This is a genomic window from Pseudomonas ovata (genome assembly GCF_003131185.1).
GTDB classification, from domain to species: domain Bacteria; phylum Pseudomonadota; class Gammaproteobacteria; order Pseudomonadales; family Pseudomonadaceae; genus Aquipseudomonas; species Aquipseudomonas ovata.
Window position 1 is genome coordinate 287,925 of the sequence record NZ_QFFU01000001.1, and the last position, 19,536, is coordinate 307,460.

20 protein-coding genes are annotated in these 19,536 nt (G+C 62.2%); 5 read left to right on the forward strand and 15 right to left on the reverse strand.

Annotated elements, in window-relative coordinates; genetic code table 11:
• Positions 1-389 precede the first annotated feature (389 nt).
• The 11 genes from pdxJ to rpoE form a co-directional block, all read right to left on the reverse strand.
• A complete protein-coding gene (gene pdxJ, locus DGA31_RS01305) occupies positions 390-1,130 on the reverse strand; it encodes a pyridoxine 5'-phosphate synthase (RefSeq protein WP_109511291.1) in 741 nt (246 codons plus the stop codon).
• Positions 1,131-1,191: 61 nt separating this feature from the next.
• A complete protein-coding gene (gene recO / locus DGA31_RS01310) occupies positions 1,192-1,875 on the reverse strand; it encodes a DNA repair protein RecO (protein WP_109511292.1) in 684 nt (227 codons plus the stop codon).
• A 69-nt stretch (positions 1,876-1,944) separates the two neighbouring features.
• Positions 1,945-2,847, reverse strand: a complete 903-nt coding sequence (gene era, locus DGA31_RS01315) for a GTPase Era (RefSeq protein WP_056834595.1) — start codon at positions 2,845-2,847, stop codon at positions 1,945-1,947.
• Positions 2,840-3,529 (reverse strand): ribonuclease III, encoded by a 690-nt coding sequence (gene rnc / locus DGA31_RS01320; RefSeq protein ID WP_056834593.1) that lies wholly within the window; start codon positions 3,527-3,529, stop codon positions 2,840-2,842. The genes era and rnc overlap by 8 nt, the downstream gene beginning before the upstream one ends.
• Positions 3,526-3,903: a DUF4845 domain-containing protein gene (locus DGA31_RS01325; protein ID WP_056835333.1), complete on the reverse strand. Its 378-nt coding sequence runs from the start codon at positions 3,901-3,903 to the stop codon at positions 3,526-3,528. Before DGA31_RS01325 ends, rnc begins: the two co-directional genes overlap by 4 nt.
• A gap of 111 nt (positions 3,904-4,014) precedes the next feature.
• Positions 4,015-4,869 carry a signal peptidase I gene (lepB, locus tag DGA31_RS01330; RefSeq protein ID WP_056834591.1) on the reverse strand — a complete coding sequence of 285 codons (855 nt, stop codon included), beginning with the start codon at positions 4,867-4,869 and terminating at the stop codon, positions 4,015-4,017.
• An 8-nt stretch (positions 4,870-4,877) separates the two neighbouring features.
• The gene (lepA, locus tag DGA31_RS01335) at positions 4,878-6,674 is read right to left on the reverse strand and encodes a translation elongation factor 4 (RefSeq protein WP_056834589.1); all 1,797 of its coding nucleotides are present in this window, start codon (positions 6,672-6,674) and stop codon (positions 4,878-4,880) included.
• A 162-nt stretch (positions 6,675-6,836) separates the two neighbouring features.
• The gene (locus tag DGA31_RS01340) at positions 6,837-8,258 is read right to left on the reverse strand and encodes a DegQ family serine endoprotease (RefSeq protein WP_193551487.1); all 1,422 of its coding nucleotides are present in this window, start codon (positions 8,256-8,258) and stop codon (positions 6,837-6,839) included.
• Positions 8,259-8,564: 306 nt separating this feature from the next.
• Positions 8,565-9,530: a MucB/RseB C-terminal domain-containing protein gene (locus DGA31_RS01345; RefSeq protein WP_109511294.1), complete on the reverse strand. Its 966-nt coding sequence runs from the start codon at positions 9,528-9,530 to the stop codon at positions 8,565-8,567.
• Positions 9,531-9,538: 8 nt separating this feature from the next.
• Positions 9,539-10,120 carry an RseA family anti-sigma factor gene (locus tag DGA31_RS01350; protein WP_109511295.1) on the reverse strand — a complete coding sequence of 194 codons (582 nt, stop codon included), beginning with the start codon at positions 10,118-10,120 and terminating at the stop codon, positions 9,539-9,541.
• A gap of 31 nt (positions 10,121-10,151) precedes the next feature.
• Positions 10,152-10,733 (reverse strand): RNA polymerase sigma factor RpoE/AlgU, encoded by a 582-nt coding sequence (gene rpoE / locus DGA31_RS01355; RefSeq protein ID WP_056834582.1) that lies wholly within the window; start codon positions 10,731-10,733, stop codon positions 10,152-10,154.
• A gap of 501 nt (positions 10,734-11,234) precedes the next feature.
• On the opposite strand from rpoE, the gene nadB reads away from it, so the two are divergent.
• A complete protein-coding gene (gene nadB / locus DGA31_RS01360) occupies positions 11,235-12,851 on the forward strand; it encodes an L-aspartate oxidase (protein ID WP_109511296.1) in 1,617 nt (538 codons plus the stop codon).
• A 1-nt stretch (position 12,852) separates the two neighbouring features.
• Here nadB and DGA31_RS01365 read toward each other — a convergent pair whose 3' ends face one another.
• Entirely contained in the window at positions 12,853-13,302 is a 450-nt protein-coding gene (locus tag DGA31_RS01365; protein WP_109511297.1) for a protein YgfX, read from the reverse strand.
• Complete coding sequence (locus tag DGA31_RS01370) at positions 13,286-13,540, reverse strand: FAD assembly factor SdhE (protein ID WP_056834575.1); 255 nt, start codon at positions 13,538-13,540, stop codon at positions 13,286-13,288. The genes DGA31_RS01365 and DGA31_RS01370 overlap by 17 nt, the downstream gene beginning before the upstream one ends.
• A gap of 144 nt (positions 13,541-13,684) precedes the next feature.
• On the opposite strand from DGA31_RS01370, the gene ygfZ reads away from it, so the two are divergent.
• Positions 13,685-14,626, forward strand: a complete 942-nt coding sequence (gene ygfZ / locus DGA31_RS01375) for a CAF17-like 4Fe-4S cluster assembly/insertion protein YgfZ (protein WP_161959128.1) — start codon at positions 13,685-13,687, stop codon at positions 14,624-14,626.
• A gap of 62 nt (positions 14,627-14,688) precedes the next feature.
• Positions 14,689-15,510 carry an HDOD domain-containing protein gene (locus DGA31_RS01380; RefSeq protein ID WP_056834573.1) on the forward strand — a complete coding sequence of 274 codons (822 nt, stop codon included), beginning with the start codon at positions 14,689-14,691 and terminating at the stop codon, positions 15,508-15,510.
• Between the two features lie 39 nt (positions 15,511-15,549).
• Here the strand turns inward: DGA31_RS01380 and DGA31_RS01385 are convergent, their stop codons facing one another.
• Both DGA31_RS01385 and DGA31_RS01390 read right to left on the reverse strand, forming a co-directional pair.
• Positions 15,550-16,926, reverse strand: a complete 1,377-nt coding sequence (locus DGA31_RS01385) for a sensor histidine kinase (RefSeq protein WP_056834571.1) — start codon at positions 16,924-16,926, stop codon at positions 15,550-15,552.
• Entirely contained in the window at positions 16,919-17,590 is a 672-nt protein-coding gene (locus DGA31_RS01390; protein ID WP_056834569.1) for a response regulator, read from the reverse strand. Before DGA31_RS01390 ends, DGA31_RS01385 begins: the two co-directional genes overlap by 8 nt.
• A gap of 446 nt (positions 17,591-18,036) precedes the next feature.
• Here DGA31_RS01390 and DGA31_RS01395 point away from each other — a divergent pair, with 446 nt between their 5' ends.
• On the forward strand, positions 18,037-19,023 hold the full coding sequence (locus tag DGA31_RS01395) for a Bug family tripartite tricarboxylate transporter substrate binding protein (protein ID WP_177339442.1): 987 nt from the start codon (positions 18,037-18,039) through the stop codon (positions 19,021-19,023).
• Positions 19,024-19,077: 54 nt separating this feature from the next.
• Positions 19,078-19,536 (forward strand): tripartite tricarboxylate transporter TctB family protein, encoded by a 459-nt coding sequence (locus DGA31_RS01400; RefSeq protein ID WP_109511298.1) that lies wholly within the window; start codon positions 19,078-19,080, stop codon positions 19,534-19,536.

Below are 19,536 nucleotides of genomic sequence, written 5' to 3' on the forward strand. Positions count from 1 at the left end.
TGTCACTGAATGGCAGGCAGGAGCGACTAACGGTCGCGAATGCTGACGGTCAGGCGCTGGAGGTGCCGGCCTTTTCGCGACCGTTGGTCGCTCCTACAAGGCCGATTCAGCTGACGGTCACCTTGTTGAAGATCATTTGCAGGTAGCGCACCAGGTGTTTCGAAGGCGGCGTTCAGGTGCGCCTGGGCGGTAACCGATAATCCGCCGCGCTGCCGTGGTAGGAGCGCGCTTGCCCGCGACCGGCTGCGTTAGCAGTCGTAAATTTGCAGCGTTTCATAAATTTTTCAGTCATTCGCTGCAGATTTTCAGCGTTTCGACAATTTTGCGAGCGCTGCGCACTCGGTCGCCGGCAAGCGGGCTCCTACGAGACAATCATTGCTATAACCCTGTCATCGGGCAGCGGCGGTAATCAGCGCTTTCATCTCTGCCACCGCCGCCTTGAAGCCGACAAACAGTGCATGCGCCACCAGGGCGTGGCCGATGTTCAGTTCGTTGATGCCCTTGATCGCCGCCACGGCTTCGACGTTGTGGTAATGCAGGCCATGACCGGCATTGACGATCAGTCCCTGAGCCACGCCCAGCGCCACACCGTCGGCGATGCGCTGCAACTCAACGGCCACCTCGGCCGGTGTCTCGGCATCGGCGTAGCGGCCGGTGTGCAGTTCGATGGCCGGCGCGCCGACGCGTTTGGCGGCTTCGATCTGTCGAGGGTCGGCGTCGATGAACAATGACACCTCGCTGCCGACCTTCGTCAGGCGCTCGACCGCCGCTCTGATGCGCTCTTCCTGGCCGGCCACGTCCAGCCCGCCTTCGGTGGTCAGTTCCTGGCGGGTTTCGGGCACCAGGCATACGTGGGCGGGACGCAGGCGTTCGGCGAACGCGAGCATCTCTTCGGTCACGCCCATTTCGAAGTTCATGCGGGTCTGCAGCACGTCCTTGAGCAACAGGATGTCGCGGTCCTGGATGTGCCGGCGATCTTCACGCAAGTGCACGGTAATGCCGTCGGCCCCCGCCTCTTCGGCATCCAGCGCCGCCTTGATCGGGTCCGGGTAGCGGGTGCCGCGAGCCTGGCGCAGGGTGGCGACGTGGTCGATGTTCACGCCAAGAAGGATACGAGAGCTATGGGTCACGAGGATCTCCTGCAAGTCAGGGGTTATCTATGGAAGACAGGCCGCAGAGCATAAAGCCTGTTCACGGCTTGCGAAACAGTTCGCGACTGACCAGTGGCCGCCCGCCCAGGTGCACCGCCAGCGCCTGGCGCATCAGGCGCTTGGCGGCCGCCAGGGCGCCAGGCACGCTCCAGTCGGCTTCGGCCATGGCCAGCAGCTCGACGCCCTGGAACAGCCCCGGTTGCAACAGCCACACCCGCTCCAGCCCGGCATCGACCCGCAGGCGATACAGGCCCGTGGCGTCCAGCGGCTGGCCTTCGACATCGGTGTCCAGCGCAAAGCCATAGCCCAGATCATCGAGCAGCCGCCATTCGAACGAGCGCAGCAACGGCTCCAGGGGCCGGCCTTCGGCCAGCGCCACCAGGGTGGCGGCGTAATGATCGAAGACCGCCGGGTGCGGGTCTTCGGTGGGCAACAGGCGAATCAGCAGTTCATTGAGGTACATGCCACTGAACAGCGCTTCGCCCACCAGCCAGCGGGCAATGCCGGCGCCTTCCATGCGCCCGACGTTCTTGAGCTCGCCGCGGCCGCGAAACTCGGCCTCCAGGGGCACGAACGGCCGTGCCAGCGTACCGGCCTTGCCACGCGCATTGCGCAGCACGGCACGCAGCCGGCCCTGGGGCGTCAGGAAATCGACCAGCGCACTGTTTTCGCGATACGCCCGGCTGTGCAACACGAAGGCAGGTTGAGCGATGGGCGTGCTCATCGGGCAGGACTCGCAGAAGGGAAAACGGCGACCGGCCACGCACGTGGCGTGGCCCTGTCACCAGGGGGCTTACAGGTCGTTGTAGCCCAGCGAACGCAGGGCGCGTTCATCGTCGGACCAGCCGCCCTTGACCTTGACCCACAGGTTGAGCATGACCTTGGAGTCGAACAGCACTTCCATGTCGCGGCGTGCATCGCTGCCGATGCGCTTGATGCGCTCGCCCTTGTCGCCAATGATGATTTTCTTCTGCCCGTCGCGCTCGACCAGGATCAGCGCATGGATGTGCAACACACGCCCCTGCTGCTTGAACTCTTCGATCTCGACGGTGATCTGGTACGGCAGCTCGGCGCCCAGCTGACGCATGATCTTCTCGCGCACCAGTTCAGCAGCCAGGAAACGGCTGCTGCGGTCGGTGATCTGGTCTTCCGGGAAGAAGTGGTCGTTCTCGGGCAGGTGCGAGGCGATCAGCCCTTCGAGCGCTTCCAGGTTGTGCCCGTGCTGCGCCGAAATCGGCACGATCGAGGCCTTCGGCAACTGACCCTGCAGCCACTCCAGGTGCGGCATCAGCTCGCCCTTGTCTTCGAGGCGGTCGGTCTTGTTGATCGCCAGGATCACCGGGCCCTCGACGTACTGGATGCGTTCGAGGACCATCTGGTCTTCGTCGGTCCAGCGGGTGCGGTCCACCACGAAGATCACCACGTCGACGTCTTTCAACGCCGCCGAGGCGGTCTTGTTCATGTAGCGGTTCAGGGCCTTGTCGCTGTTCTTGTGCATGCCCGGGGTGTCGACGTAGATCGCCTGCACATCGCCCTCGGTCTTGATCCCCAGCATGTTGTGCCGGGTGGTCTGCGGCTTGCGCGAGGTGATCGCCAGCTTCTGGCCGAGGATGTGGTTGAGCAGCGTGGACTTGCCCACGTTGGGCCTGCCGACAATCGCGACATAGCCGCAGCGGGTTACGTTTGTATCAGTCATTGCCATTCTCCACGCCCAGGGCGATAAGGGCCGCGGCAGCGGCGACCTGCTCTGCAATACGCCGGCTGACACCCTGGCCGCGGCTTTTTTCGTTCAACAGGCTGATTTCGCACTCGACAAAGAAAGTCCGGCAGTGCGGCTCGCCCTGGATGTCCACCACCTCGTAGCGCGGCAGATCGCACGCGCGCGACTGCAGAAACTCCTGCAGGCGGGTTTTCGGGTCCTTGTTGGTGTCGACCAGGGTCAGGCTGTCGAACTCATTGGTCAGCCAGGCCAGCACGCGTTCGCGCGCAGTGGCCATGTCAGAATCCAGGTAGATCGCACCGATCAGGGCTTCCAGGGCATCGGCCAGAATCGACTCGCGACGGAAACCGCCGCTTTTCAATTCACCCGAGCCCAGGCGCAGGTACTCGCCCAGCGCAAAGCCACGGGCCAGCAGCGCCAGGGTTTCACCCTTGACCAGGCGGGCACGCAGCCGCGACAGCTGCCCTTCACGGGCCTGCGGGAAACGCTCGAACAGCGCCTCGCCGGCCACGAAGTTGAGGATCGCGTCGCCCAGGAACTCAAGGCGTTCGTTGTTGCGACCGGCAAAGCTGCGATGGGTCAGTGCCAGGATCATCAGTTCCTGGTCACGGAAGGTATAGCCGAGCTGACGCTCGAGACGACTCAGAGATGCACTCACGGTTTGGCCACGCTGAATTGCTTGTCGAACTTCATGACCAGGTCGACATTGAAGATCAGGGGTTCACGTTGTTCATAATCGAGGTGGGCCACGAACCTGTTGTTCTCCACCTTCAGTCTTAAAGCCTGTTTCAAATCTACATCCCGGATAGTGTTGACCTGCATGTTCTTACCGACGTAACTGTAAAAGTCGTCGACCGACTCGATGCCCAGTGACGGGTTGTCTACGGCCGTTTCGATGACCTTGCGCAGGGAAAAGTAGTCGATGTAGTGCGGCACCACTTTGAAGGCTGTGCTCAGCGCAAATGCGATGAACCCCAGCAGCAATAGCAGCCCGATCAGCGACAATCCCCTTTGCTTACCAGCGAACGTCATGTTCATGTCCAAGCGTAGCTCGACCCGCCTGCTTTTCGACCTGGGGTGTTCAAGTCAGGGTTTCGAGCGTTCCAAATGACATACGGCGCTGTTCGAACAGCGCCGCATCGATTACTTGATCAGCCCGACCCGTGAAAAGGTCGGGAAGTGACTGAGCTTGGGCTCGGGCCAGCTCATCCAGACCGCGAAGGCCTTGCCCACGATGTTGCGATCCGGGACCATGCCCAGCTCGTCCTTGGGAATATTGGGGTCATCCCAGTAACGGCTGTCGTTGGAGTTGTCGCGGTTGTCGCCCATCATGAAATAGTGCTCGGCCGGCACGGTCCACTGGGTATCCGGCGGCGCGCGGTAGCGGGTCATTTCCTGGCGGATCTGGTGCTCGACCTCGCCCAGCTTCTCCGAATACAGCTCGGCACTGCCCAGCGTACCCGGTTCGCTGCCGATCAGGGTCTTGGCCACCAGCTGGTCATTGATGAACAGCCGCTTGTCGCTGGTGTAGCGGATCCGGTCGCCCGGCAGGCCCACTACACGCTTGATGTAGTTGACGCTCGGGTCGCTCGGGTAGCGGAACACCATGACATCGCCGCGCTTGGGATCACCGATCTGGATCACCTTCTGGTCCAGCACCGGCAGGCGGATGCCATACGAGAACTTGTTGACCAGAATGAAATCGCCCACGTCGAGAGTCGGCTTCATCGAGCCTGACGGAATCTGGAACGGTTCGACCAGAAACGAGCGCAGCACCAGCACGATGAACAGCACCGGAAAGAACGACTTGCCGTATTCGACCAGGATCGGTTCCTTGCTCAGGCGCTCGACGACCGCCATGTCCGGCTGCCCGACACTGACCTGATAATTCGAAATGGCCGCACGGCGCCTGGGCGCCAGGAAAACCAGGTCGATCAAGGCCAGCAGGCCGCAGACGAATACAGCGATGACCAACAACAGCGGGAAATTTAGTGACATATGACCTGCTATTCCAACCTGAGCACTGCAAGGAAGGCTTCTTGTGGAATTTCCACATTGCCGACCTGCTTCATGCGTTTCTTACCGGCCTTTTGCTTCTCGAGCAGCTTGCGCTTACGGCTGACGTCACCGCCATAACATTTGGCCAATACGTTCTTTCTGAGCGCCTTGACAGTGGTCCGCGCGATCACCTGCCCGCCAATGGCGGCCTGGATGGCAACGTCGAACATCTGCCTTGGAATCAGTTCCTTCATCTTCTCAGTCAGCGCGCGGCCTTTATAGTTCGCGTTATCGCGGTGCACGATCAGCGCCAGGGCATCGACCTTGTCGCCGTTGATCAGCACGTCGAGCTTGACCAGGTTGGCCGACTGATAGCGGTCGAAATGGTAGTCCAGCGACGCGTAACCGCGGCTGGTCGACTTCAGGCGGTCAAAGAAGTCCAGCACCACTTCGTTCATCGGCAGGTCGTAGCGCACCTGCACCTGGGTGCCGAGGAACTGCATGTCGCGCTGCACGCCACGCTTCTCGATACACAGAGTGATGACGTTGCCCAGGTGCTCTTGCGGCACCAGGATGGTGGCCTGCACGATCGGCTCGCGGAAGTCTTCCACGGCCGAGGCATCCGGCAGGCGCGACGGGTTGTCGACGTAGACGGTTTCGCCAGTCTTGAGCTTGATCTCGTAGATCACGCTCGGGGCGGTGGTGATCAGGTCCAGGTCGTACTCGCGCTCCAGGCGCTCCTGGATGATCTCCATGTGCAGCATGCCCAGGAAGCCACAGCGGAAACCGAAGCCCAGGGCGTCGGAGCTTTCCGGCATGTACTGCAGCGACGAGTCGTTGAGGGTCAGCTTCTGCAAGGCATCGCGGAAGTCTTCGAAGTCATCGGAGCTGACCGGGAACAGGCCGGCATACACCTGAGGCTGGATACGCTTGAAACCTGGCAGCATCTCGACATCAGGTGTCGTGTTGAGGGTCAGGGTGTCACCCACCGGGGCGCCAAGGATCTCCTTGATGCCGGCGATGATGAAGCCCACTTCACCGGCCTTGAGGTCGACGGTGGCGGAGTGCTTGGGGTTGAACACGCCAACGCTGTCGACCAGGTGCACCTTGCCGGTGGACTTGACGAGGATCTTGTCGCCTTTCTTGACCCGGCCCTGGCGCACGCGCACCAGGGAGACGACGCCCAGGTAGTTGTCGAACCAGGAGTCGATGATCAGCGCCTGCAGGGGTGCGTCGATTTCACCTACCGGTGGCGGGATGGTCGCGACCAGGCGCTCGAGGACCTCGTCGACGCCCATGCCGCTCTTGGCGCTGCACGCCACCGCGTCAGTGGCGTCGATACCGATGATCTTCTCGATCTCGTCCTTGACCCGGTCCGGGTCGGCCTGCGGCAGGTCCATCTTGTTCAGGACCGGCATGACTTCCAGGCCCTGCTCGATGGCGGTGTAGCAGTTGGCGACCGACTGGGCTTCGACGCCCTGCCCGGCATCGACCACCAGCAAGGCGCCTTCACAGGCCGCCAGTGACCGGCTGACTTCATAGGTGAAGTCGACGTGGCCCGGGGTGTCAATGAAGTTCAGCTGGTAGGTGATGCCGTCGCGGGCCTTGTAGTACAGGGTAACGCTGTGGGCCTTGATGGTGATGCCGCGCTCACGCTCGAGGTCCATGGAATCGAGGACCTGCGCTTCCATTTCGCGCTCGGACAGGCCACCGCACATTTGAATGAAGCGGTCGGCCAGGGTCGACTTGCCATGGTCGATGTGGGCGATGATGGAGAAATTACGAATGTGGCTCAAATCACTCACGGATCAACACTCAAAAAGGGGCACAGGCAAATCGCCCGCTGAAAAATAGCCGGGAATTGTACCTGAAGGAACGCCGGGGCGTCACGCTTGCTGCAAGGCAAGCCTGCACCGTGATGCAGAAGGGCGGCTCGCGCCGCCCTTCTGGTGTGCCTGTCACGCTGACTATTCGGCCAGCTTGAAGGTGATGAAGCTGGCGCGGCCCTGGCGCAGTACGCGCATGGACACCGAGCGGTTCTTGGGCAAGCTCTTGGCCACTTCGGCAAACTGCTTGGCCGACACGATCTCCTGATTGTTCAGATGGGTGATCACATCACCACTCTGCAGGCCGATCAGCGCCGCCGGGCCGCCCTGGACTTCCTTGATGACCACGCCACCCTTGAGCTCCAGGCTCTTCTTCTGTTCAGCGGTCAGCTCGATCACCGAAACGCCCAGGCGATTGCTGCTGCGCTCGACACCGGCGCCCGGCACCCCCATCTCCTGGCCTTCGTCCGGCAGGGCGCCGACGGTAACGTTGACCGTCTGGCGCTTGCCGTCGCGGATCACTTCCAGCTCGGCCTTGCTGCCATCCTTGAGGTTGCCGATCAGGTGCGGCAGATCGGCGGACATGACAATCGGCTGGCCGTTGGCGGTGAGGATCACATCACCGACACGCAGGCCACCCTTGGCCGCCGGGCTGTCTTCGAGCACCTGCGCCACCAGGGCACCGGCCGGACGCTCCAGGCCGAAGGACTCAGCCAGGTCCTTGTTCACTTCCTGGATGACCACGCCCAGCCAGCCACGATTGACCTTGCCGCTGGACTTGAGCTGGTTGGCCACGTCCATCGCCACATCGATCGGGATGGCGAACGACAGACCCATGAAGCCACCGGAGCGGGTGAAAATCTGCGAGTTGATACCCACCACCTCGCCTTTCATGTTGAACAGCGGACCACCGGAGTTACCCGGGTTGATCGCCACGTCGGTCTGGATGAACGGCACATAGGTGTCATTCGGCAGGCTGCGGCCCTTGGCACTGACAATGCCCTTGGTCACCGAATGGTCGAAGCCGAACGGCGAGCCGATGGCCAGTACCCACTCCCCCACCTTGAGGGTATTGGAGTTACCCAGTTTGGCCGTTGGCAGGTTCTTGCCTTCGATTTTCAGGACTGCGACATCAGTGCGCGGGTCAGTGCCGACCAGCTTGGCCTTGAGCTCGCTGCGATCGGACAGACGAACGAGGATTTCGTCAGCGCCATCGACCACATGGTTGTTGGTCAGGACATAGCCGTCATCGGAAATGATGAAACCCGAGCCCAGCGACTGGGCCTCGCGCTGGCGATCCCCGCGACCGGGCGAGCGTGAGCCCGGCGGCACGCTGCGCTCGAGAAACTCGCGCAGCATCGGCGGCAGGCCTTCAAGGTCCGCGCCCTGGCCGGCCAGGGCACGCTCGGGCATTTTCTGGCGGGTGCTGATGTTTACAACGGCAGGCGAGGCCTGTTCGACCAACCCCGTGAAATCCGGCAGGTCTTCTGCCTGGACCGCAGCGATCTGGCCGAGCATCAGCACTGCAGCCATCAATGAGAAACAAGACTTCAAACGTGGTATCGACATACGGCTCCCGTGGATACGAGCAAAATTAAGCGACAGAGCGACTGATCCATCAGCCCGGGCCTTGCGACCCTGGCAGCAGGCTGCACGGTGGTCAGCGTTTTCAGGCCTCATAACGACAAAGGTCACAGCTGTGAGGCTGTGACCTATAGAAAAAATTCAGGCTTTTTGCAACGTGCAAAGCTCACCAGATATTTCCGTCGAACCGCTCCAGACCCGACAGACTATAGGCTGTATGCCCGCAGCAGCCGAAGTGAAACCTTTTACATCTGCCATCGATGCACCGTCAGCGGCGTTCACCGACTAACGGGCACCCGCCGCATCGCCATGGCGCATGGACAGGGCAATCCGCTCGGCCGTGCCGACCGGTATCTCGCCGACCACAGTCACCATGTTGTCGCCCTGGGCTGAACTCAGGTGACGCGACACCACAGCCGTGGGCCCGAACTGGGTACGGATATCGGGTGCCACCTTGGCTGCGACCGGCTCAATGAAGACCGAAAAGCGTGTCAGACCGTCGCCATACAGCAGGCTGATGACCTGACCACTGGACCCGGTATCCTTGCGTACGGACTCATTCCCCAGCTCGAACCCCGGCGGCAACCATTCTGCATGCCAGGCAACGGGCTTGGACGGCACCTGGGTAGCAGGCTTGTTTCTGGGAGACGGCAACGACTTGCAGTCGGCACTGGCTTGCAGTGATCGCTCATCGAGAGACTGCGAAGGATCGTATTCGGTGAACTGGAACCTTTCGAGCAACTGGCCCTTTTCGCTGAGCAACAGCGACTTGAGGGTCATGCCGGTCTCATCGTCCAGGTGCAGCTCGACACCGTATCGGTGCTGGTCCTTGGGCGACATGACCAGAATGGTCGCGGCACGACCCGCCACGCGGGACTTGCCAGCCACTTGCATGTCATACCAGGCGGACAGCTTTCTGACATCCAGGACGCGCCCGGAAGGATCGGGCAGATTGGCCAGCCCCGTCACCAGCGTGCCGCTGACGCATTGCGTCAGGCCATCGACACGCAGGATCTCCTGAGCCGAGCCGTCGAGTTGCAGAAGACGCTCACGCACCTTGCCCTGCTCGACGCTGTGCCAGATGCGATGGGTGGAAAAACCACCGTTACGCTCGTAGACAAAAGTCCCTTGAAAGCTTTGTTGCTGCTCGGCTTGCGCAAGACGCTTCAAGAGGTCTTGCGCATCATCGGCATACGCAGGAGCGGCTAGCCATCCACTGAACAACAAAGGCAATAGAGGAGTGGCTCGCATACTCTTCCTTAGCGGTTTTCCAGGCTGGCAGCGCGTGCGTAAGGCAGAGCGCTTTCAGTCTCCTTCAGGGCCGCCTGCTGGGCATGCTGACGCAGGTAGCCTGGCACACGCTGGTCGTCTGCACCGGCCTGGGCCTGTACAGCACCGTTGGCAGGGCCGGTAGCTTCTTCGGTATAACCGGCCAGTACCGCAGGCCCCTGGGGCTGAGCGACCGACAGGTTGGCAGGTTGCTGGTTCTGTTGCGCCAGCTGTGCACCGGTGATTTCGTCCTGGTTGTACAGGCGTACGCCTGCCAGTACCGCAACGGTCACCGAGGCGGCTACCGCCAGACGACCCAGGGTCCGCCATGGACCGCGACCCGGCTTCAACGGCGAAGCTTCGTCGGCAATCGCAGCCGATACAGCGGCCGAGATGTCCAGGTGGGGTACGAGCAGTTCCTTGTGCATCGCTGCACGGGCAACCTGATAACGCGACCAGGTGGCACGTGTATCCGCATCGTCGATGGCACTCAGCACACGACGTAATTCCAGTTCGTCCGCTTCGTTATCCATCACTGCGGACAGCGATTCCTGCAGGGCTTCACGACTCATGGCGGTTCCTCTCTTGGCTATCGCCGCTGTCTCAGGATTCCTGCAACAACGGCTGCAGGGCTTTGTCGATGGCTTCCCGAGCGCGGAAGATCCGAGAGCGCACGGTACCCACCGGACACTGCATGACGCTCGCAATGTCCTCATAACTCAGACCATCGAATTCGCGCAAAGTTAGGGCTGTACGCAAATCTTCAGGGAGAAGCTGGATGGTTCGATGCACAGTGCTTTCGATCTCATCCCTCAACAATGACCGCTCCGGTGACTCGATATCCTTGAGGCCATGATCGCCGTCGTAGAATTCTGCGTCTTCGGACTTGACATCGCTGTCCGGTGGTCGCCGACCGCGCGACACCAGGTAGTTTTTCGCTGTGTTGATAGCGATGCGGTACAGCCAGGTATAAAAAGCACTGTCGCCGCGGAAATTGCCGAGTGCGCGGTACGCCTTGATAAAGGCTTCTTGCGCCACGTCTTGAGCTTCATGGGTGTCGTGCACGAATCGCACGATCAACCCGAGAATCTTGTGCTGGTATTTCAGCACCAACAGATCAAATGCTCGCCGATCGCCACGCTGAACGCGCTCGACCAGCTGCTGATCCTCTTCCTGGGTTAGCATGAACACTCCTCATTGAGCCTGAAGGAGTGTTGCATCAGCCATCGTTCAGGCTTGCAAACATAGACTCGGGCTTTTGACAAAAGTTCTCCCCCTTCAGGCAAGTTTCCTGCCGGCACCGAACTGGCCCGCACGAAAAACGCAGCGCGGGCAAGGCCCGGCTGCGTGAATAGTCTTGTCGTCGATTTCGCTGCCGATGATCCTTTTCGGCATAGCCGACGCTGTTCCTTATACAGGCAACCTGCTATTGAGCGTGGCGCGGGCTGAAAAGTTCCCGCACCCCGTAATTGCAGGCTCAAGCCCCACCCTGCCCACCCTGATCGCTGCCTCGTACTGCCGCTGTCGGACCTCAACAAACGATTGCATCGAAAACGGTAGGCATGGCGTCGGCGACTGGCGCACAATCCGCCCCCCGCCTGTGGTCTCACATTGCCATGTAAAGCGAGGCTATTGTGCCGGTCCCCCTATACTTATACTAGTGGCCGCTCGACGCGGAGTTGATAGATGAGCCAACATTTTCAGCATGACGTTCTGGTTATCGGCAGTGGTGCGGCGGGGTTGAGCCTGGCCCTGACCCTGCCCGCCCATCTGCGCATTGCCATCCTGAGCAAGGGTGACCTGGCCGACGGCTCGACATTCTGGGCCCAGGGCGGCGTGGCTGCCGTACTGGACGACACCGACACCGTCGAGTCGCATGTCGAGGACACGCTCAATGCCGGCGGCGGCCTGTGCAACGAAGAGGCCGTGCGCTTCACCGTCGAGCACAGCCGCGAGGCCATCGAGTGGCTGATCGGGCAAGGCGTGCCCTTTACCCGTGACGATGAAGGCAACGAGCAGGCGCACAGTTTCGAATTCCACCTGACCCGCGAGGGTGGTCACAGCCACCGGCGCATCATTCATGCGGCCGATGCCACGGGTGCGGCGATCTTCAGGACCCTGCTGGAGCAGGCACGCAAGCGCGACAACATCGAATTGCTGGAGCAGCGCGTTGCGGTGGACCTGATCACCGAACCTCGCCTGGGCCTGCCCGGCCAGCGTTGCCTGGGTGCCTACGTGCTGGATCGCAACACCGGCGAAGTCGACACCCACGCCGCGCGCTTCACAATCCTGGCCTGCGGTGGCGCGGCCAAGGTCTACCTCTATACCAGCAACCCGGACAGCGCTTCGGGCGACGGCATTGCCATGGCCTGGCGCTCGGGCTGCCGGGTCGCCAACCTGGAGTTCAACCAGTTCCACCCCACATGCCTGTACCACCCGCAGGCCAAGAGCTTCCTGGTGACAGAAGCCCTGCGCGGGGAAGGTGCGTACCTCAAGCTGCCCAACGGCGATCGCTTCATGCCGCGCTTCGATGAACGCGCCGAACTGGCGCCACGCGACATCGTGGCCCGGGCCATCGATCATGAAATGAAACGCCTGGGCATCGACTGCGTCTACCTGGACATCAGCCACAAGCCCGAAGCCTTCATCAAGTCGCACTTTCCGACCGTTTACGAACGCTGCCTGGCGTTTTCCATCGACATCACCCGCGAACCCATCCCGGTGGTGCCCGCCGCGCACTACACCTGCGGCGGCGTCGTGGTCGACAGCCAGGGGCGCACCGACGTGCCGGGCCTGTACGCGATCGGCGAAACCAGTTGCACCGGCCTGCACGGCGCCAACCGCATGGCCAGCAATTCGCTGCTCGAATGCTTTGTCTATGCCCGCTCGGCAGCCGCCGACATCGTCGAGCAACTGACCGAGATCGGCATGCCCAGCGCCCTGCCCGGCTGGGACGCCAGCCAGGTCACCGATTCGGACGAAGACGTGATCATCGCGCACAACTGGGACGAGCTGCGGCGCTTCATGTGGGACTACGTGGGCATCGTGCGCACCAGCAAGCGCCTGCAGCGCGCCCAGCACCGGGTGCGCCTGTTGCTGGATGAGATCGACGAGTTCTACAGCAACTACAAGGTCAGCCGCGACCTGATAGAGCTGCGCAACCTGGCCCAAGTGGCGGAGCTGATGATCCGCTCAGCCATGGAACGCAAGGAATCCCGCGGCCTGCACTACACGCTGGACTACCCTGACATGCTGGCAGAGGCCCTGGACACCGTGCTGGTGCCGAACAACTTCAAGGCCTGAATCAGCCGCGCCGGGCAAACCTGAGCCGCACGCGCAGGCGACGATGAACATCCGGCGCCAGCGCATCACGGGCGATGCACACCGAGCGCGTCCGCCAGTCGGGCCGCTCGCCGTGCAACAGATGTACACGTAACACCACCATCAATGGCAGCACCAGGCTGTCAGGGGCGACCTCGACCGCCTGCCACCCTCCCTGCCCGCTCCACACTTGCCAGCCTTCACGCCCGTGACGCAGCGCCTTGAACGCTCGCGGATGGCTGAGCAGGATGGCGCGCGGCAGCACGCAGGCGGCATGGACCAGGCACAGCAGCAGGCCACCCAGACTGACCCATGAGGGAATAGCCAGCAGCCACAGGGCCAGCCACGCCAGCGCCTGCGTCAGCCCATACGCTGCCAGCAGGCCCCTGGAGGCCTGCCAGCGGCATTCGAACGACTCACTTGGGCTGGACACGGTCCAGAATCATGCGAACCATACGCTGCAACTCGGGGTCCTCGGACTCACCGCGCTGCATGAACCAGCCGAACATATCCTGGTCTTCACATTCGAGCAGGCGACGATACAGCGCCCGGTCGACCTCGTTGAGGTGGGCATACACCTCCCGCACAAACGGCACCAGCAGCACGTCCAGCTCCAGCATGCCGCGACGGCTGTGCCAGAAAAGACGGTTGAGTTCTACATCTTCGACCATGGATCGCTCCTCAAAGTAGCCGCTGAGTATACAGCCCCACGGCCCGGGCGCGAATCGCACAAGGCACAGGGCGGTTTGCGTATACCCTTATTGAGGTTGCACCACTATGATGTGCGTCATTCTTTTTCAGACTTTGCGATGACCATGGCCGAATCAGCTTTCTTCTGCACGTTGTCTCACGAAGGTGTCCTGGCCGTTCGCGGCGTGGACGCCGGCAAATTCCTGCAGGGTCAATTGACCTGCAATATCAACTACTTGAATGAAAACCGCTCGGGCCTGGGCGCGCGCTGCACGCAAAAAGGCCGCATGCAGTCGAGCTTCCGCATCCTGTTCGAGGCCGATGGCTGCCTGTTGGCCATGGCCGGCGAACTGATCGAGCCGCAATTGCTCGACCTGCGCAAGTACGCGGTGTTTTCCAAGTCGAAACTCACCGATGAAAGCGCCGCCTGGGTACGTTTCGGCCTGCAGGACGGCGACGCCGCACTGGCCGGCCTGGGCCTGGAACTGCCCGGCGAGACCGACAGCCTGGTGCGCAACGAACAGTTGATTGCCACCCGCGTCAGCCCGAACAGGGCCGAACTCTGGGTACGTGCTGGCGACGCTGAAGCCATCAAGGCCCGCCTGGTCGCCCTGCTGCCCGAGGGCTCGCTCAATGACTGGCTGCTGGGCCAGATCCGCGCCGGCATCGGCCAGGTCATGCCAGCGACCCGCGAAGAATTCATCCCGCAGATGATCAACCTGCAGGCCGTAGGGGGCGTGAGCTTCAAGAAAGGCTGCTACACCGGCCAGGAGATCGTGGCGCGCATGCAGTACCTGGGCAAGCTCAAGCGCCATCTGTACCGCCTGAGCCTGGACAGCGCCGAGGCGCCCGAGCCCAACACACCGCTGTTTTCACCCACGCACAAGAGTGCCGTGGGCAATGTGGTGCTGGCGGCCCGCACGACCAACGGCAGCGAACTGCTGGCGGTGCTGCAGAACGATGCAGCCGAGGCCGGCGAGATTCACCTGGGCACCGCCGAAGGCCCTGTTCTGCTCCTGCACGACCTGCCTTACACCCTGGACAGCAAGCTGGAAACCCAACGCTGAACTGAACCGGCAGGCAACGCGTCTGTCGGCTATACAAGAAACCCACAGCTACGAGACTTAGCATGAGCAAGATGGCTGATGAGGTACAGAAAGATCTGATCAAGGCCATCGACCGCGATGCCTTGTTCCTGCCGACCTTGCCCGAAGTTGCCCTGAAAATCCGCCAGGCTGCCGAAAACACCGAAATCAGCGTCGTCGCGCTGAGCCGGGTGATCGGCAGCGATACGGCCTTGTCGGCGCGCCTGATCAAGGTGGCCAACAGCCCGATGCTGCGCGGCAGCGTCGAAGTCAGCGACGTGAACACTGCCATCCTGCGCCTGGGCGTGAATTACACCAGCAACCTGGCGATCGGCCTGGTGGTTGAACAGATGTTCCATGCCAAATCGCCGGTAATCGAACACAAGATGCGCGAAATCTGGCAACGGAGCCTGCAGGTCGCCGGCATCGGCTACACCTTGTGCCAGCGCTATACCGGGCTCAAGCCCGACCAGGCGACCCTTGCAGGCCTGGTGCACCTGATCGGCGTCCTGCCGATCCTGACCTATGCCGAGGACCACTTCGAACTGCTGGCCGACCCTGTCAGCCTCAATCATGTGATCGACAACATTCACCCCACCATCGGCGAACGGCTGCTGCGCTCATGGGATTTCCCCGAGCCGCTGGCCAGCCTGCCCGGCCAGTTCCAGGACCTGACACGCGTCTCTGCCAAGGCTGACTACATCGACCTGGTGCAAGTGGCGAGCGTGCATCTGTACAAAGGCAGCAATCACCCGTTCGGCCAGGTCGACCTGCCCGACCTGCCGGCGTTTCACCGGCTCGGGCTCGACCCGGCCGGCGGGCAGTTGAGCGTCGAGATGGACGAGGCCAGCAGGATGCTTTACTGAGCACAGCGCTCCTACAGGGCATAGCCGACAGGGATAGCGCTAGCCAAAACTCACCCGCACCTTGAGCCCGCGCTCGGCGCCGTCGTGCAAGGAGATCTGGGCCAGGTGGGCGCGGCAGATTTCGCCGACGATTGCCAGGCCCAGCCCCGTGCCGGAACCCTGCTGGCTGCGCCGGTAGAAGCGCTCGAAGACCCGCTCCCGCTCCGCCTCGGGAATGCCCGAACCATCATCCTCGACCTCAAGGATGCCTGGTGCGTGCACGCGCAGCACTACATTGCCGCCTGACGGCGTATGCGCCAGAGCATTGTCGATCAGGTTGCTGAGCAACTCGTTGAGCAGCGTTGGCTCGCCATTCAGCCAGACCGGCTCATCGGCCTCAAGAGCCAGGGCCACGCCACGAGCGTGCGCCAGGGGCGCCATGGCCAGGCCCAATTCCCGCGCCAGCTGGCTGAGGTCGAGCCGCTGGGCACCGCCTTCGGCAATCGCCTGGGCGCCATTTTCGATGCGCGCCAGCGACAACAGCTGGTTGGCCAGGTGCGTCAGCCGATCAGTACTTTGCGCGGCCAGCTCCAGCGTATTGCGCCACTGCACCGGGTCCTGCTCGCGCAGCCCCAGCTCGACCCGGGCCTTGAGCGCGGCCAGCGGGGTGCGCAGTTCATGGGCGGCATCGGCAATGAACTGCCCTTGCCGTTCGAACTGCCGGCGCAAGCGCTCGGTAAAGTGATTCAACGCACCGACCAGCGGGCGCAATTCGTGCTGCACCTCGACCATCGGCAAGGGCCGCAGGTCGTCGGGCTGGCGCTCCTCCACGGCGCTGCGCAGACGCTCCAGCGGGCGCAACGCAGCACTGACCGTGAACCACACCAGCAGCAGCGCACCACCGCCGAGCATCCCCAGGCGCAACAAGGTATCGGCCATCAGGCTGCGGGCCATGCCGACCCGGGCTTCCTGGGTCTCGGCCACACGGATTTCCGCGATGCCGTTCATGCCCGGCTCGCTGACCGGCTTGAGCAGGCTGACCACGCGCACGTCCTGCCCCAGGTACACGCCATTATAGAAACTGGCCAGTGCCGGGTAGTCATCGGTGCGCAAGGTGCCCGGCGGCGGCGAGGGCAAGTTCTCGAAGCCGGAAATCAGCTTCTTGTTGATGTCGTTGACCTGATAGTAGATACGGCCCTCGCTGTCGTAGGCGAAGGTGTCGAGCGCCACGTAGGGAATTTCGGCACTCAGGGTGCCGTCGCGCTGGGTCAGGCCGGCCGCGATGGTCCGGGCCGAGGCCAGCAGGGTACGGTCATAGGCGGTGTCGGCCACTTCACGGCCGTTCCAGTAGGCGCTCATGACGCTGGCCAACATCAGTACGATCAACAGCAAGGCCAGGTTCCACAGCAGCCGCCAGCGCAGGCTGTTGTTACGCATCGCGGCTTTCCAGCAGGTAGCCCAGGCCACGGAAGGTGACGATGGCCACCGACTGCCCGTCGAGCTTCTTGCGCAGGCGATGGATGTAGATCTCGATGGCGTCGGGGCTGGCCTCCTCGTCCAGGCCAAAGACCTGCGAGGCCAGTTGCTCCTTGCTCATCACCCGCCCGGGGCGGGCAATCAGCACCTCGAGCACGGCCTGCTCGCGCGAGGTCAGGTTGAGCAGCTCGCCGGCCAGGCTGAAACGCCGGGTATCGAGATCATAGGTCAGTGCACCGCATTGTTGCTGACGCTCGCCGCCCAGCACACTGCGACGCAGCAAGGCCTTGACCCGTGCTTCAAGCTCCGACAGCTCGAACGGCTTGGCCAGGTAATCGTCGGCGCCCAGGTTGAGGCCCAGCACCCGGTCCTTGACGTCACTGCGCGCGGTCAGCATCAGCACCGGCAGGTTCTTGCCCCGCGCCCGCAGCCGGCCCAGCACTTCGAAGCCGTCCATGCGTGGCAGGCCCACATCGAGAATGGCCATGGCGTACTCCTCGCTGCTCAAGGCGAGGTCGGCTGCAACGCCGTCATGCAGCACATCGACGGTCAGACCGGCGCCCTTGAGCGCCTGGGCGACACTTTCAGCCAGTTGCAGATGGTCTTCGACAAGAAGAACGCGCATCAATGTCTCCAGAATGAGGGGGCTTGCCATGATGGCTTGTGGACACAGAGTTTACAGGCGCGCCGGGGCCTGTGAAGCATCGAAACAAATCGAAGCCATTGAACGCTTGCCAGAAAGGTAGTTGAAAGGTTTGTGAAAGGTTGGTCGTTTAGCATCCGCAAAACGTCCGGATACCGCGCCCACCAGAGGCCCGGCACCGAGGTCGGTCAGGATGCCAGGGTGCACCTGAAACAATAACAACAATAAGTACACGGAGTTGACCATGACCAAGCCTATTGCGGCCGGACGTCTTGTTTACCCTTGCGCTGCCGTTGCGCAGCAATCGCTTCACATCCCCCTGTTTCCAATACTTCGATGCAGCCCACTGCGTTGATGCTGCTCGCTGCCTGAAATCCAGGCCGCCGCCAACCGTTTCCCCCTCCAAAAACAAGAAACGCTTCAGGAGACTGACCATGAACCTGTCCCTTCGTCATCTGGCCCTCGCCGCCGGCAGCCTGCTGGTTGCCAGCCAACTGTTCGCCGCCGAGCCCAAGCGCCCCGAATGCATCGCCCCGGCCTCGCCCGGCGGTGGCTTCGACCTGACCTGCAAGCTGGTGCAGAGCGCACTGATCAACGAGAAGATCCTGACCTCGCCGATGCGCGTGACCTACATGCCAGGCGGCGTGGGTGCGGTGGCCTATAACGCGGTGGTGGCCCAGCGGCCGGCCGATGCCGGCACCCTCGTGGCCTGGTCCAGCGGTTCGCTGCTCAACCTGGCGCAAGGCAAGTTCGGTCGGTTCGATGAAAACGCCGTGCGCTGGCTTGCAGCGGTTGGCACCAGCTATGGCGCCATCGCGGTGAAAAGCGACTCGCCGTACAAGAACCTCGACGATCTGGTCAAGGCCCTGAAGGCCGACCCGAGCAAGGTGGTGATCGGCTCCGGCGGCACCGTGGGCAGCCAGGACTGGATGCAGACCGCGCTGATCGCCAAGGCCGCCGGTATCAACCCGCGCGACCTGCGCTATGTCGCCCTCGAAGGCGGCGGCGAAATCGCCACCGCCCTGCTCGGCGGGCACATCCAGGTCGGCAGTACCGACATTTCCGACTCCATGCCGCACATCCTCAGCGGCGACATGCGCCTGCTGGCCGTATTCGCTGACAAGCGCATCGACGAGCCAGAAATGAAAGACATCCCGACCGCCAAGGAACAAGGCTACGACATCGTCTGGCCGGTGGTGCGCGGCTTCTACCTGGGGCCAAAGGTCAGCGACGAAGACTACAACTGGTGGAAAGCTTCGTTCGACAAGGTGCTGGCCTCGGAAGACTTCGCCAAGCTGCGTGACCAGCGCGAGCTGTTCCCGTTCGCCATGACCGGTGCCGAACTGGACACCTACGTCAAGAAACAGGTTGCCGATTACAAAGTGCTGGCCAAGGAATTCGGCCTGATCCAGTAATCACCTGCCATTGACGGCCACACCTGCCCGGCAGGTGTGGCTCAGGAGATCCCTATGGTCCTGCAACGTATTTTCGCGGTCGTACTGCTGTTGGTATGCGCCGCACTGGCCGTCATGGCCTGGCCTTATCAGGCACCGTTTTCCTATGAACCGGTCGGCCCCCGCGCCTTCCCCCTGCTGATGCTGGGGTTGATGGGTGCGGCCCTTTTGTACATGGCCTTTCGCCCGACACCGGTGGTGCACACTGAAGAAGATCCGCCCCTGGACCGCGAGACCCTGGTCAAGATCGGTCTTTGCGTCGTTTTGCTGCTGGTGTTTGCCGGCCTGTTCGAACCGCTGGGCTTCATCCTCGCCAGCATCCTGATCGGCATCCCCATGGCGCGCCTGTACGGCGGTCGCTGGGTGCCCAGTATCGTGGTGGTGACCTTGATGAGCGTCGGCCTTTACCTGCTGTTCGATAAAGCCATGGACGTTCCCCTGCCTTTGGGCCTGCTCAGCGTTCTGGAGAATTAA